Annotated in this window: 13 protein-coding genes and 1 pseudogene; 11 read left to right on the forward strand and 3 right to left on the reverse strand. The window is 71.1% G+C overall.

Annotation, left to right across the window (positions count from 1 at the left end):
• Positions 1-50 precede the first annotated feature (50 nt).
• A complete protein-coding gene (locus IPG65_RS14900) occupies positions 51-836 on the reverse strand; it encodes a DUF1566 domain-containing protein (RefSeq protein WP_293191267.1) in 786 nt (261 codons plus the stop codon).
• Between the two features lie 253 nt (positions 837-1,089).
• On the opposite strand from IPG65_RS14900, the gene IPG65_RS14905 reads away from it, so the two are divergent.
• A complete protein-coding gene (locus IPG65_RS14905; protein WP_293191270.1) occupies positions 1,090-2,079 on the forward strand; it encodes an AraC family transcriptional regulator in 990 nt (329 codons plus the stop codon).
• Between the two features lie 98 nt (positions 2,080-2,177).
• Here the strand turns inward: IPG65_RS14905 and lysS are convergent, their stop codons facing one another.
• Positions 2,178-3,719: a lysine--tRNA ligase gene (lysS, locus tag IPG65_RS14910; RefSeq protein ID WP_293191273.1), complete on the reverse strand. Its 1,542-nt coding sequence runs from the start codon at positions 3,717-3,719 to the stop codon at positions 2,178-2,180.
• Between the two features lie 191 nt (positions 3,720-3,910).
• Here lysS and IPG65_RS14915 point away from each other — a divergent pair, with 191 nt between their 5' ends.
• The 9 genes and pseudogenes from IPG65_RS14915 (at position 3,911) to IPG65_RS14955 (ending at position 12,486) form a co-directional block, all read left to right on the forward strand.
• Positions 3,911-5,176, forward strand: a complete 1,266-nt coding sequence (locus IPG65_RS14915) for an oligosaccharide flippase family protein (RefSeq protein WP_293191275.1) — start codon at positions 3,911-3,913, stop codon at positions 5,174-5,176.
• Positions 5,173-5,757 (forward strand): acyltransferase, encoded by a 585-nt coding sequence (locus tag IPG65_RS14920; RefSeq protein ID WP_366819700.1) that lies wholly within the window; start codon positions 5,173-5,175, stop codon positions 5,755-5,757. Before IPG65_RS14915 ends, IPG65_RS14920 begins: the two co-directional genes overlap by 4 nt.
• 65 nt (positions 5,758-5,822) lie before the next feature.
• Positions 5,823-6,122 (forward strand): annotated as a pseudogene (locus tag IPG65_RS14925) (glycosyltransferase); the annotation flags it as partial.
• Between the two features lie 220 nt (positions 6,123-6,342).
• The gene (locus tag IPG65_RS14930; RefSeq protein ID WP_293193002.1) at positions 6,343-6,813 is read left to right on the forward strand and encodes a glycosyltransferase; all 471 of its coding nucleotides are present in this window, start codon (positions 6,343-6,345) and stop codon (positions 6,811-6,813) included.
• A complete protein-coding gene (locus tag IPG65_RS14935) occupies positions 6,810-7,871 on the forward strand; it encodes a glycosyltransferase family 2 protein (RefSeq protein WP_293191277.1) in 1,062 nt (353 codons plus the stop codon). Before IPG65_RS14930 ends, IPG65_RS14935 begins: the two co-directional genes overlap by 4 nt.
• Positions 7,872-7,953: 82 nt before the next feature.
• Positions 7,954-8,805, forward strand: a complete 852-nt coding sequence (gene dinD / locus IPG65_RS14940; protein WP_293191279.1) for a DNA damage-inducible protein D — start codon at positions 7,954-7,956, stop codon at positions 8,803-8,805.
• 17 nt (positions 8,806-8,822) lie between these two features.
• Positions 8,823-9,971, forward strand: coding sequence for a DegT/DnrJ/EryC1/StrS aminotransferase family protein (locus IPG65_RS14945; RefSeq protein WP_293191281.1), 1,149 nt, complete (start codon positions 8,823-8,825; stop codon positions 9,969-9,971).
• 4 nt (positions 9,972-9,975) lie between these two features.
• Positions 9,976-10,584, forward strand: a complete 609-nt coding sequence (locus IPG65_RS14950) for a sugar transferase (RefSeq protein ID WP_293191284.1) — start codon at positions 9,976-9,978, stop codon at positions 10,582-10,584.
• A 51-nt stretch (positions 10,585-10,635) separates the two neighbouring features.
• Positions 10,636-12,486: a nucleoside-diphosphate sugar epimerase/dehydratase gene (locus IPG65_RS14955; RefSeq protein WP_293191286.1), complete on the forward strand. Its 1,851-nt coding sequence runs from the start codon at positions 10,636-10,638 to the stop codon at positions 12,484-12,486.
• A gap of 79 nt (positions 12,487-12,565) precedes the next feature.
• Here IPG65_RS14955 and IPG65_RS14960 read toward each other — a convergent pair whose 3' ends face one another.
• Positions 12,566-13,246: a GntR family transcriptional regulator gene (locus tag IPG65_RS14960; RefSeq protein ID WP_293191289.1), complete on the reverse strand. Its 681-nt coding sequence runs from the start codon at positions 13,244-13,246 to the stop codon at positions 12,566-12,568.
• A 115-nt stretch (positions 13,247-13,361) separates the two neighbouring features.
• Between IPG65_RS14960 and IPG65_RS14965 the strand changes: the two genes are divergently transcribed.
• Positions 13,362-14,048, forward strand: a complete 687-nt coding sequence (locus IPG65_RS14965) for a DUF2848 domain-containing protein (RefSeq protein ID WP_293191292.1) — start codon at positions 13,362-13,364, stop codon at positions 14,046-14,048.
• Positions 14,049-14,063 lie beyond the last annotated feature (15 nt).

Here is a 14,063-nt window from a genome sequence, read left to right on the forward strand (position 1 = left end):
ACAGCGAATTCGTCGGATGGGCCAGGGCACTCGTCTCAAAAGTGAAAAAGTCACTGTCCGCTTCGCACCAGGCGAACCGAGTAGGTAAGGGCCTTGCTGAAGGCGTTGGAGTCGCCGCCGTAGAAGTAGACGATCCACGCGCCGGCTGGAACGGGCTCATAGGTATCCGACGTCCACCATGCCCAGTTCGACTGGGAATCGGGGAAATACGTCGTGTCGATGCTGGGCGCGCTGGCAGCGCCGTTGTGAGCGATGGACAGCAGCTCGCGCCGCGTGGGCAGGCGCCAGCCGGTCTGGCCGCACAGCCCGGCGGCGTTGACGGCGGCCGCGTAGGCCTGGGTGTTGCACAGGCTGCCGGGCAGCGTGCCGTTGCAGGTGTTGGCGCCCTGGCTGCCGGGATTGGACGGGTGGCTGCTGTCGTACCAGGCGTAGGCGTGGCCCGTGTAGCGCAAGTCGGTATTGGCCCCGGCCTGCTTGACCTCCCACGTCAGGCCGGTGACGTTGTCCTTGACGCAGGCGTGAGAGCCGGTGGCGGTGTCATTGCCGCCTGCGTCTAGCGCGGTGAAGTCGAAGCCCGCCGCGCCGCCGCCGGTCTTGGCGGGCAGCGCCCCGGCGGCCTGGGCAGCATCGCGCCCGAAGCGCCCGTCCTGGCCAGGGTGGGTGGCGCCGTTGCCGGTGGTGGCTTCGTCGCAGGGCGCGGCGGCGTTGGCGGCGTTGTAGCACTGCGCCTGGCCGGTGTCGTTGAGCGGGGCGGTCTGGGCCGACGCCAGGACGGCGCCCAGCCCCACCGGCAGGGTGAGAAGCGCGGCGGCAAGCCTGCGGGGAGTGATCGGCAAGGAGCACGGCATGGGTGGAACTCGCTGGTGGCTTTTGTCTCGGTGGCCGACGGGATGGGCCTCCTCGACGCTTCAGGCCAAGCGTGTGGACACGGCCCTGAACGAGTCTAGGAGCCGGGCGCACGCGCGCCATGCTCGGGCTTGTGGCGAGCCGTCCCAGGTTGAGGCTGGGCGTCCCGCTCGCGAGTGAAACAGCTTGTTTCTAGAATGTGGGTGTGGCCTTTGTCACCGCGACCCGATGATGCCCACCCGCATGTCCTCTGCTCCGCCGCCTGCCTGCACGTTGGAGCGCCTGTCCACCCACGACGTGGCGCCGGCGCTGCGCTTCGATGCCTGGCGCGAGCGCGCTCATCGCCTGGTCGAGCTGCAGCCGCTGCCGCGCGGCGCCGATCTGGATGCCGAGCTGTTCACCCTGCGCAGCAGCGCCTGCGCGTTCGGCGCCTTGCGCTCGTCGGCCTACGCCACGCGCGCCGAGCCGCGCCGGCTGGCGCACGCGCGAGACATGATGGTGGTGACGCTGATGCAGGCCGGCGAGGTGCTGGTGGACGCGGAGCCGGGCGCGCCCCGGCGCATCGCGCCCGGTGGCCTGGGCCTGTACGACCCGGCGCGGGCTGCCCGCTACCAGTGGAGCGCGGGCTCGCGCGAAGTGTTCCTGGCCTTGCCGCGCCAGGAGGCGCTGGCGGCACTGGGGCGCGAACCGCGCGGCCTGGCGGTGGCGCTGGAGCGCTGCGCGATGGCCCCGGCGCTGGCCAGCCAGTTGAACCATCTCGCGCTGCTGGCGCGCAGGACGCCGGTGCTGGACGAAGTGGAGCGCGCCAGCCTGCTGGCTGGCACCCATGCGCTGGCGCTGCTGGTGTTGCGCCACGTCGGGCACCAGGGCGGGCGTGACGACCTGCCCGGGCTGGAGGCGGGCCGCCACGCGGCGGCGCTGCGCTTCATGGCGCGCGAGGCTCACCGCCGTGACCTGGACGTGGCCGCCATCGCGCGCGGCGCGGGCTGTTCGCGCACGCGGCTGTACGAGGCGTTCGCGGCCCAGGGCGCGACGGTGATGGGCGCGCTGCGCGAGATCCGCCTGCAGCGCGCCAGGGGCCTGATCGAGCAGAACCGCCGGCTGCACGTGGGCGCGCTGGCGTGGTGCTGCGGCTTCGTGGACCAGTCGAGCTTCAGCAAGCTGTTCAAGGCGCGCTTCGGCCTGTCGCCCTCCGATTGGCACCGCCGCGCCTTGGCCGGGCCGGGTGAATGATGGCGGGCCGGGGCCGAACGCTTGTGTCGCGGTTTTTCTGCTCAGTTATTCGTAGCTGCTTGTGTAGCCTGATCGCGGGCCAACGCCTCAAAACACCCTCAAACTGCCTCACGCCGCAGCGCCGGGAACAGGATCACGTCGCGGATGCTGGGGCTGTCGGTCAGCAGCATCATCAGCCGGTCGATGCCGACGCCGCAGCCGCCGGTGGGGGGCATGCCGTATTCGAGCGCGCGCACGAAATCAGCGTCGTAGAACATCGCCTCGTCGTCGCCGGCGTCCTTGGCGCTGACCTGGGACTGGAAGCGCGCGGCCTGGTCCTCGGCGTCGTTCAGTTCGCTGAAGCCGTTGGCCATCTCACGGCCGGTGATGTAGAGCTCGAAGCGCTCGGTCACCTCGGGCCGCGCGTCGTTGGCGCGCGCCAGCGGGCTGATCTCGGTCGGGTGCTCCATGATGAAGGTGGGCTGCCACAGGTGCTGCTCCACTTCTTCCTCGAAGTACATCACCTGCAGGCTGGCCAGGCTGCGCTGGCTCAGGCGGTCCTTGTCTTCGCTCAGGCCCAGTTTCTTCAGGCGCGCGGTCAACCGCGCCGCGTCGTCCACGCCGGCGCCGATGTCGGTGTGCGCCGCGATCGCCTCGCGGATGGTCAGGCGTTGGAAGGGCTGCGACAGGTCCACCGGCTTGCCCTGGTAGCTGAGCTGCAGCGTGCCGGCGGCGCGCTGCGCCGTGTCGCGCAGCAGCTGCTCGGTGAAGTCCATCAGGTCCTGGTAGTTCCAGTACGCGGCGTAGAACTCCATCATGGTGAACTCGGGGTTGTGCCGCACGCTGATGCCTTCGTTGCGAAAGCTCCGGTTGATCTCGAACACGCGCTCGAAGCCGCCGACGATCAGGCGCTTCAGGTACAGCTCGGGCGCGATGCGCAGGAACATCTGCTGCTCCAGCGCGTTGTGGTGCGTGACGAAGGGCTTGGCGTTGGCGCCGCCGGGAATGGGGTGGAGCATGGGCGTCTCCACTTCCATGAAGCCGTGGCCGGCCATGAAGGCGCGCAGGGCGGCCAGCGTGGCGCTGCGGGCGGCAAAGCGCGCGCGGGCGCTCTCGTCCATGATCAGGTCGACGTAGCGCTGGCGGTACTTCAACTCCTGGTCTTGCATGCCGTGGAACTTGTCGGGCAGCGGGCGCAGGCTCTTGGTCAGCAGGCGGATGCGCGTGGCGTGGATCGACAGCTCGCCGGTCTTGGTCTTGATGAGCAGGCCCTCGGCGCCCACGATGTCGCCCAAATCCCAGTGCTTGAAGGCTGCGTAGTCGGCCTCGCCCACGTCGTCGCGTACCACGTAGACCTGGATGCGGCCGGTGGCGTCCTGCAGCGTGGCGAAGCTGGCCTTGCCCATCACGCGCTTGAGCATCATGCGGCCGGCGACGCTGACATCGATCTTCTCGCCGGCGGCGATGGCGGCCTCGAATGCTTCTCTTTCAATAGCGCCATGCTCTTGATGGACGCGGGCTGCACGGTGATTTGGCTTGAAATCGTTGGGGAAGGCGATGGCGCCGCTGGCGGCCTGGGCCTCGCGCAGGCTCTTGAGCTTCTCGCGCCGTTCGGCGATCAGCTTGTTCTCGTCTTGTTCGGGGGCGGCGGGTTGGGTCATGGTGTCGCGGGCGTCGGGAGGCGCGAAAGAGCGGGGCGGAGGGCGGGGGATAATTCCTCGTCGCCCCAGATCGATGGGGAACGAAAGGCAAAACGCGCCATTTTAGGCGCCGCGTGTCTGGCGATGATCTGCTCGTGCCCTTGCGCCCCCCCTCTGTTCCCGTCCCGCCCGCGTGCCCGCGGAGGCCGCCGTTGAGCCTGGCCCGCGCCACCTTGACGCTGCTGGCCGGCGGCGCGCTGGCGCAGCTCGTGCCGCTGCTGCTGGGGCCGGCGATCGCGCGCTTGTTCACGCCCGAGGCCATGGGCGTGTTCACCCAGTTCGCCACCATCGCCGCCGCCCTCGGCGTGGCCGCCAGCCTGCGCTACGAACAGGCGCTGCCGCTGGCGCAAGGCGAGGACGAGGCGCGCGCGCTGCTGGCGCTGGCGCTGCGGCTGGCCGCGGCGGCGGCGGCCTTGAGCGTGCCGCTGGCCTGGGCGCTGCACGCCGCCGGCTGGTTGCCGCTGCCGGCGCTGCTGCCGCTGGCCATGGTGACGGCGGGCGTGCTGCAGGCGTTGATGCTGTGGGCCAACCGCGCCCAGCGCTTCGGCGCGCTGGCCGCCAGCCGCGTGGTGCAGTACGGCGGCGCGGCGGTGCTGCAACTGGCCTTGGGCTGGGCGCTGTGGCGCGGCGCGGCGGCGGGGCGCGAAGGCGCCTGGGCGCTGGCGCTGGCGCCGCTGGCGGCGCAGGCGCTGGCCTGCGCCTGGCTGCTGCGGCCCGCGCCCGCGGGCGGCTGGCGCGCGCTGGCCGGCGTGCCGCGCGGCGCGCTGCGGGCGGTGGCGCGCCGGCACCGGGACTTCGCGTTCATCAACACCCCGCACGCCTTCCTGGGCACGCTGCAGGACGCGCTGGCCGTGGCCCTGCTCGTCGCCTGGTCGGGCGAGGCGGCGGCGGGCTTCTGGGGGCTGGCGCTGCGCTACCTGAAGGCGCCGGCCACGCTGGTGGGCAGCGCCGTGTCGCAGGCGCTGTACCCGCGCCTGGCCGCCGCCGGCCCGGCCGAGGCGCGGCGGCTGGTGCGGCAGGTGATGGCGCTGCTGGCCGTGCCGGCGCTGGTGCTGATGGGGGTGCTGCTGGCGGCCGGGCCGTGGCTGTTCGAGCGCGTGTTCGGCCCGCCCTGGCGCGAGGCGGGCGAGCTGGCGCGCGCGCTGGCGCCCTACATCGCCGCGCACTTCGTCGCCGCGCCGCTGGCGGTGGTGACCATGGCGTGGCGCGCGCAGGGCTGGGCCTTCCGGCTGGCGCTGCTGGGGCAGGTGGCGTTCGTCGCCGCGCTGGCCGCCGGCCTGCACCGGGGCGGGCTGCTGGGCGGCGCCTGGGCCGTGTCGGCGGTGATGGTGCCGTACTTCGGCTGGTACTTCTGGCGGCTGGCGCGCTGGCCGTGCATTCCCGAGCCGCTCGCGCCGCCGGGCAAGGAGGCGCCGTGACGGCGTTGCGCGCCTGGGTCAACCGCCTGCGCCGTCGGGTGTGGCGGCTGCTGTTCTTCCGCGTGCTGTTCGGCGAGCGCGGCGGGGGCCGACTGCTGGCGGGCACGCGCATCTCGCCGTCCACCTGCATCGAGCACGAGGGCGCGCTGGACCTGGGCGACGACGTGTTCATCGGCCACTTCAACTTCATTGAGGCCGGCGCTGGCGTGCGCATCGGGCGCGGCACGCAGGTAACCAACTTCGTCAGCATCGTCAGCCACAGCACCCACCGCGCCGTGCGCGTGGCCGCCGGGCTGTCCGGCGCCGGGCTGGCGCAGGCCGTGGTGCGCGCGCCCATCGCCATCGGCGAGCGCTGCTTCATCGGCCCGCACAGCACCATCGAGGCCGGCAGCACGCTGGGCCACGGCACGCTGGTGGCCGCGCACAGCCGCGTGCGCGGCGCCTTCCCCGACTTCGCCGTGCTGGCCGGCAGCCCGGCACGGGTCGTCGGCGACACGCGCGAGGCGGACGAGCGCTGGCTGGCGGAGCACCCTGATCTGCAAGCGGCTTATCAGCGCTGGCGCCAAGGATTGAGTTCGTGACCATGCCCCACCTGTGCTTGCTCGGCGACGCCAACAGCGTGCACGTGCAGCGCTGGGCGCGCGAGATGCGGGCGCGCGGCTGGCGCGTGTCGCTGGTCACGGCGCGGCCCGAGCCCATCGAGGGCGTGGAGCAGGTCGTGCTGCGCCCGGTGCACCGCTCGCGCGACTGGCTGGCCCGCGCGGGCGAGGCGCGGCGCGCGCTGGAGCGGCTGGCGCCCGACTTGGTGCACGCGCACTACGTCACCTCCTACGGCTACCTCGCCGCACGTGCCGGGCGGCAGCCGCTGGTGATGACGGCCTGGGGCAGCGACCTGCTGGTCACGCCCCGACGCAGCGCGCCGCTGCGCTGGCTCACGGCCTGGAGCCTGCGCCGCGCGGCGCTGGTGACGGGCGATTCGCCCGACCTGCTGGCCGTGTCGCGTCAACTGGCGCCCGGCGTGCCGACGTTGCTGGTGCATTGGGGCGTGGAGCGCAGCCGCTTCGCGCCCGTGCCGTGGCAGGGCAAGCCCGCCGCCGAGGCGGTGAGCCTGCGCAGCTGGGGAAGCCAATTACCGCATCGACGCCATCGTGCGCGCCTTCGCCCAGGTGCGGGCCCGGCGGCCCGACGCGCGCCTGCACCTGCTGGGCGGCGGCAGCCAGGAGGGGCTGCTGCGCAAGCTGGTGGCCGAGCTGGCGCTACAGGATTCGGTGCAATTCCACGGCCGGCTGGATGACGCCGGCATGGCCGCCGTGCTGGCGGCAGCCAAGCTGTCGATCAGCGTGCCCGAGAGCGACGCCACCTCCGTCTCGGTGCTGGAGAGCATGGCCTGCGGGCTGACCGTGATCGCCAGCGACCTGCCGGCCAACCGCGACTGGCTGGCGCCGGATGCGTTGGTGCCGGCGGGCGATTCCGACGCCCTGGCCGCGTGCTGGCTGGCGTTGCTGCAAGACGACGCGCGCGCCGCCGTGCTGGGCGCGCGCAACGCCGAGCGCTTCGTGCAAGACGGCGACCGGCGCGTGCAGATGGACGCCATGGACGCCGCCTGTCGCCGTCTGCTGGCGCAGGCCCGCCGATGACCGGCGCGGCGAACCCGCTCCTGCCCGAGCTGGCCGCGCCAGGCGAGGCCGATCTCGTCAGCGTGATCGCCCCGTGCCGCAACGAGCGCGCCGCCATCGATGCCTTCTGCGCCTGCGCGCTGGCGCAGCAACTGCCGCCCGGCTGGCGGCTGGAGCTGCTGGTGGCCGACGGCCGCAGCGACGACGGCACGCGTGAGCGGCTGAATGAATGGGCCGGGCGCGACGCACGGCTGACGCTCATCGACAACCCCGGGCGCATCGTTTCCACCGGCCTCAACGCGGCGTTGGCTCAGGCGCGTGGCGCGGTGGTGGTGCGCTTCGACATCCACACCGCCTTCGCGCCCGACTACATCGCCGAGTGCATGGCCGCGCTGGCACGCACCGGCGCCGACAACGTGGGCGGCCCGTGGGTGGCGCGCGGCGCGGGGCCGATGAGCCGCGCCATCGCGGCGGCCTTCCAGAGCCGCTGGGTGGTGGGCGGCGCGCGCTCGCGCGACGTGACCTACGAGGGCGAAGCCGATACGGTGTATCTGGGCTGCTGGCCACGCGCCACGTTCGATCGCTTCGGCGGCTTCGACGAGCAGCTGGCGCGCAACCAGGACGACGAGCACAACCTGCGCATCCGGCGCCATGGCGGGCGCATCTGGCAGAGCGGACGCATCCGCTCGGCCTACCAGCCGCGCGATTCACTGGTGGCGCTGTTCGCGCAGCAGCGGCAGTACGGCTACTGGCGCCCGTTCGTCATGCGCAAGCACGGGCAGCCGGGCTCGCCGCGGCAGCTGGTTCCTATGATTTTTGTAGCTGTATTGCTAATGTTCACGCTGGCCTGGCCCTGGTTTCATGCTCCACTGGCGGTTTTAGCGTCCGCCTACGGGCTGTACGTGGCCGCCGCGTCGTGCCAGGCCGCGCGGCAGGCGCGTGCCTGGCGCCTGTTGCCGCGCCTGCCGGCCGTGGTGGCGGCCTACCACGTCGGCTACGGCCTGGGCACCTGGCAGGGGCTGTGGGACCTGGCGCGCGGGCGCCAGGCCAGCGCGGCGCAGACGCGGCTCACGCGGTGACAATTCGTCTGCAGCCGGCCGAGATCAAGCGCCTGCCATGCCCGCTGCGGGCGCAGGCGCTCGACACTCAGGGAGATTCACCATGACCGCAAAGCAGATCAGCAAGCAGCATCGCGCCACGTTCGAGGCCATCCGCCAGACCGATCCGAGCGGCCATGAGTTTTGGTCTGCCCGTGACCTGGCGCCCGTCCTGGAGTACCAGGATTGGCGCAACTTCATGCAAGTGGTGGACAAGGCACGCGTCGCCTGCGCGCAATCGGGCAGACGCCCCGAGGACCATTTCGGTGACGTCACCAAAATGGTCACCATTGGCTCCGGCGCGCGGCGCGAAGTCGATGACGTGCGCCTGTCCCGCTATGCCTGCTACCTGGTCGTGCAGAACGGCGACCCGTCCAAGCCGGTGATCGCCAACGGCCAGACCTACTTCGCCTTGCAGACCCGGCGGCAGGAATTGGCCGACCAGGCGCAGTTCGCGCAATTGTCCGAAGACGAAAAGCGCCTGGCCATCCGCAACGAACTGGCGACCCACAACAAACATCTGGCCGCCGCGGCCAAGGATGCGGGCGTGGAGACGCCGTTGGACTACGCCGTCTTCCAGGACCACGGCTACAAGGGTCTGTACGGCGGCTTGGGCGCCAAGGACATTCATGCGCGCAAGGGTCTGAAGAAGAGCCAGAAGATCCTTGATCACATGGGCAGCACGGAACTGGCTGCCAACCTGTTTCGCGCCACGCAAGCCGAAGAAAAACTGCGCCGCGACGGCGTCCGTGGCAAGGTGCAGGCCAACCGGACGCATCATGAGGTCGGCACAAAAGTGCGCCAGACCATCAAGGACTTGGGCGGCACCATGCCGGAGAATCTGCCGCCGCCGGAGCAGAGCATTCAGCGGCTTGAAGCGGCGAAGCAAAGGTCACTGAAGAAGACAGACGAGTAGGAAACACGGTGCAAGAAATGCCCTTCGTCCCCTTCGCCCGCCCCGACATCGGCGAGGCCGAGATCGACGCCGTGGCGCGCGCCCTGCGCTCTGGTTGGGTCACCACCGGGCCGGAGACGCGCGCTTTCGAGCAGGAGTTCGCCGCCTACCTCGGTAGCGGCGTGCAGGCCGTCGCCGTCAACTCGGCCACCGCAGGCCTGCACCTGGCGCTGGAGGCCATCGGCATCGGCCCCGGCGATGAGGTGATCGCGCCCACGCTCACCTTCACCGCCACGGTGGAGGTGGCGCGCTACCTGGGCGCGGATGCGAAGCTGGTGGACGTCGATCCGGTCACGCTCAACATCGACCCGGCGCGGATCGAGGCTGCCATCACCCCCGCTACGCGCGCCATCCTGCCCGTGCACTACGGTGGCCTGGCGTGCGACATGGCCGCCATTTTCGACATCGCCCGCCGGCACGGCCTGCGGGTGGTGGAAGACGCGGCGCACGCGCTGCCTGCTACCTTTCAAGGCGCAACGGTCGGGCAACTGGCAAGCGCTGCAGCGGTATTCAGCTTCTACGCCAACAAGACCATGACCACGGGCGAGGGCGGCATGGTGGTGACCCAAGACGAGCAGCTCGCCGCGCGCATGCGGGTGATGCGCCTGCACGGCATCAGCCGCGACGCCTTCGACCGCTTCACCAGCAAGACCCCGGCGTGGTACTACGAGATCGTCGCGCCCGGCTTCAAGTACAACCTGACCGACTTGGCCGCGGCGCTGGGTCGCGTGCAGCTGCAGCGCCTGCCGGCCTTCGTGCAGCGGCGCCGGCAACTGGCCGCGCGCTACCTGCACGCGTTGAAAGACCTGCCGCTCATCCTGCCCGCCGACGCGCCGGCCGGCGACACGCACGCCTGGCATTTGTTTGTTTTGCGGCTGTCGGATGACGCCACGGTGACGCGCGACGAGGTGATCCAGGCGCTGTCGGATGCCGGCATCGCCACCAGCGTGCACTACGTGCCGCTGCACCGCCAGCCGTATTGGCGCGACCGCTACGGCCTCACACCGGAGCAGTTCCCGGTGGCCGAAGCCGCCTACCAGCGCATGTTCAGCGTCCCGCTCTTCACGGCCATGAGCGACGGCGAGCAGGCGCGCGTCATCGCGGCGCTGAAGGACATCGTGCGGTGAGCGCATGGGCAGCGTGATGGCGCGCGCCGCCAAGCGCGCGATGGACCTCGGACTCACCCTGGCCGCGCTGCCACTGGTGCTGCCACTCATGGCCGCCATCGCGCTGTGGGTGCGGCTGGATTCGTCCGGCCCGGCGCTGTTCCGTCAGCCGCGCGTGGGGCGGGGCGGGCGGCTGTTTCGCATCCACAAGTTCCGCACCATGCGGGCTCAAGGCGGCGGGCCGCAGGTCACCGCGGCGGGTGACGCGCGCATCACCCGCGCCGGGCGCTGGCTGCGGCGCACCAAGCTGGACGAACTGCCGCAGCTGATCGACGTGCTGGCGGGCGACATGAGCCTGGTCGGCCCGCGCCCCGAGGTGCCGCGCTACATGGCGCTGTACCCCGATGAGGCGCGGCGCCTCATCCTGTCGGTGCGGCCCGGCATCACCGACCGCGCGGCGATCGAGTTCCGCGACGAGGAGCGCTTGCTGGCCGACAGCGGTGACCCCGAGACCACGTACGTCGAGCGCATCATGCCGGTCAAGCAGCGCTACTACCTGGACTACGTGGCCAGCCACAGCATGGCGGGCGATGTGTGCATCCTGTTCGACACGCTGCGTGCGGTGCTGAAATAAGAAATATGAAAAAAAGTGCCTATTGTCGGCGTGGACATTAACTCTGATGCTATGAAAAATATAGTTTCCAGGCTGCGCCGCGCACTCACCAGCAAGAGCTGGCTGCCCGACCTGGCGCTGATCGCGCTGGCCTGGTGGGCGGCGTTCTGGCTGCGCTTCAATCTGGGGCTGCCGTCGCCCTACGTCACCGACGCGCTGGTCACCACGCCCATCGCGCTGGCGTGCATGGCGCTGGGCCTGCTGCTGGCGCGCGTGCCGCGCCAGTCGTGGCGCTACGTCAGCCTGGCCGACTTGCGTCACCTGGCCGGCGGCGTGGCGTTGGGCGCGGTGCTGACCACGGCGGCGGTGATGGGGTTGCGCGTGGAGGGCTTTCCGCGCTCGGTGTTCCCCATCAGCGCCTTGCTCACCCTGGTGCTGCTGGCCGGCGCGCGCGCGGCCAGGCGCACGCTGGTCGAGCGCGCGCGCGCCCACGGCCAGCCTGGCCAGGCGCAGCAGCCGCTGCTGGTCGTCGGCACGCTGGAGGAGGCCGACCAGGCGCTGCGCATGCTCAAGGGCGTGGCCGGCTGGCACGTGGCCGGCGTGGTGTCGCCCGACGCGCAGGACGCCGGCCGCACGCTGCACGGCGTGCGCGTGCTGGGCGACGTGCAGTCGCTGGCCGATATCGCCGCCGCGCAGCGCGCCGGCACCGTGCTGCTGGCCAGCCCGCCCGGCGCGCCGCTGCGGCGCGAGGTGCTGATGCGCTGGTCCGGCTCGGGCCTGTCCCTGCTCACCTGGCCCAGCGCCGACGAGCTGCTGGGCCCCGGCGCCGTGCCCAACCCGCGCAAGGTGCAGCTGGAGGACCTGCTGGGCCGCACGCCCGTCGAGCTGGACGCACAGGGGCTGGCTGGCCTGTTCAGCGGCCAGACGGTGCTGGTGACGGGCGCCGGCGGCTCCATCGGCGCCGAGCTGTGCCGCCAGGCGGCGCGCCTGGGCACGGCGCGGCTGGTGTGCGTGGACCAGTCCGAGGTCGCCATCTACCAGCTGGAGCAGGAACTGCGCCGCAGCCATCCGGCGATGGAAGGCTGCTACTACACCGCCAGCGTGCGCGAGCCCGACCGCCTGGCCGCCATCGCCCGCGCGCACCGCCCCGGCGTGGTGCTGCACGCCGCCGCCTACAAGCACGTGCCGCTGATGGAGACGCGCAACGAGATCGAGGCCCTGCGCACCAACGTGCTGGGCACGCTGAACGCGGCGCGCGTGGCGGGCGAGGTGGGCGCGGCGCGCTTCGTGCTGGTGTCCACCGACAAGGCCGTCAACCCCACCAGCGTGATGGGCGCCAGCAAGCGCCTGGCCGAGCAGGTGGTGCAGGCGGTGGCGGCACGGTACGCGGCCACCCGCTTCGTGTCGGTTCGCTTCGGCAACGTGCTGGGCTCCAGCGGCTCGGTGGTGCCGCTGTTTTCGGCCCAGATCGCGCGCGGCGGACCGGTGACGGTAACGCACCCGGACATCGTGCGCTACTTCATGACCATCCCCGAGGCCGCGCAACTGGTGCTGCAGGCGGGGCTGATGGGCCAGTCGGGGCAGATCTTCGTGCTCGACATGGGCGAGCCGGTGAAGATCGTCGACCTGGCGCGCATGCTGATCCGCCTGTCCGGTCGCGGCGAGGCCGAGGTGCCCATCGCCTTCACCGGCCTGCGCCCCGGCGAGAAGCTGTACGAGGAACTGCTGGCCGACGACGAGACCACCGAGCCCACGCCGCACCCCAAGCTGCGCGTGGCCAAGGTGGCGCCGGTGGCGGCTGACGCGGCGCAGGGTATCGAGGCCTGGATCGCCCAGGCCGGGGCGGAGCCGGCCGCGCCCGCGCTGCGCGAGTGGCTGCGGGGGCGCGTGCCGGAATACCGGGCGGAGCCAGTGCGGTTTTGAATGAAATAAGCCATGAGTCGGCGCCGGTATTACACGGATAGCTATTGAAATAGTAGCGTCCGGCGTGTACGAACGCCCGTCAGCGCTGGTTGCCCAGCATCGACGCCTTGAACGACAGCACGTGCGTCCTGGCCGCATCGGCCGCGGCGTCGGCGTCGCGGCCGCGCAGCGCGGCGACGATGGCGCGGTGCTCGTCGATGACCTCCTGCAAGTGCCTCTCCGACGCGAGCGAAATGGCCCAGAAGCGCTGCGAGCGCGCGTGCAGGACGTTCAGGATGTCCTGCAGTATCGGGTTGCGTGCCACGAGCGCGATCTTTTCGTGAAAGCGCCGGTCCAGGTTCATGACCGACACCGCATCGCGCTGCCGCGCCGCATCCTCGAACTGGTCGGCGATGACCTGCAGCTCGGCGAGGTCGGCATCGGTGATGGCGCCAGCGGCCAGGCGCAGGCACAGCATTTCGTTGACCAGCCGCACGTCGATGAGGTCGAGCGCGTCGTTGATGGACAGCGGTGACGCCATCGCGCCCTTGCGCGGAATGATCTGCACCAGGCCCTCGGCGGACAGCCGGTGCAGCGCCTGGTTGACCGGCGTGCGCCCCACGCCGAAACGCTCCATCACCTGCGCGGCGTTGAAGTACTCGCCGGGCTTGTAGGCCAGGGTGACCAATGCCTCCTTGAGGCGCAGATAGGCCGTCTCGTTGAGGGAGAGGTCGGGCTCGGGCGGCCGGGCAGGGGCGTGGCGGGTGGTGGCTGTTTTCATGGGCTCTCGGGGCTCAAGGACCAGATCCGATGTTAGCCGTGAAACGGCACTTGAAGTTCTAGTGAAGACATAGTAATATTGCTGTGAAATTTCACTATTACTTCAAAGGATGCTCATGAAACTGTCTTTCGAACTCGCGGATGGGGGCTCCCCGCGCACGCTGGACTTCGAGGCCCGGCGCCTCGTGATCGCCGGCTGGACCGGGCGCGACGCCGCCGCCATCGCGCACCACATCGAGGAGCTGGCCGCGCTCGGCGTTCCCGCGCCCAGCGCGGTGCCGCTGTTCTACCGGGTGGCCATCAACCAGTTGAGCCAGGGCGACGTGGTGCAGGTGGTGGGCGAGGACACCTCGGGCGAGGTCGAGCCCCTGCTGTTCCTGCACGGCGGCGAGTGGTACGTCTCGATCGGCTCGGACCACACCGACCGCGCCCTGGAGGCGCACAGCGTGGCGCTGTCCAAGCAGATATGCGCCAAGCCCGTGGCGCGCAGCGCCTGGCGCCTGGCCGACGTGCAGGACCGCTGGGACGCGCTGGTGCTGCGCTCCTGGATCGAGGAGGGCGGCGAATGGCGCCTGTACCAGGAGGGCACGCTGGCGGCGCTGCGCCCGCCGGCCGATCTGCTGGCGCGCTGCGCGGCGGCGGGCGGCGAGCCGGCCGAGGGCTTTGCCATGACCTGCGGAACCGTCGGCGCCATCGGCGGCATCCGCCCCAGCGCGCGCTTTCGCATGGAACTGGCCGACGAGCACACCGGGCGCCGCATCGCGCACGAGTACCGCACCGCCGTGCTGCCTGTCGTTGCCTGAGGCGAGGGTGACGCG

This window comes from Ottowia sp. (assembly GCF_016703145.1).
Classification (GTDB): Bacteria; Pseudomonadota; Gammaproteobacteria; order Burkholderiales; family Burkholderiaceae_C; genus Ottowia.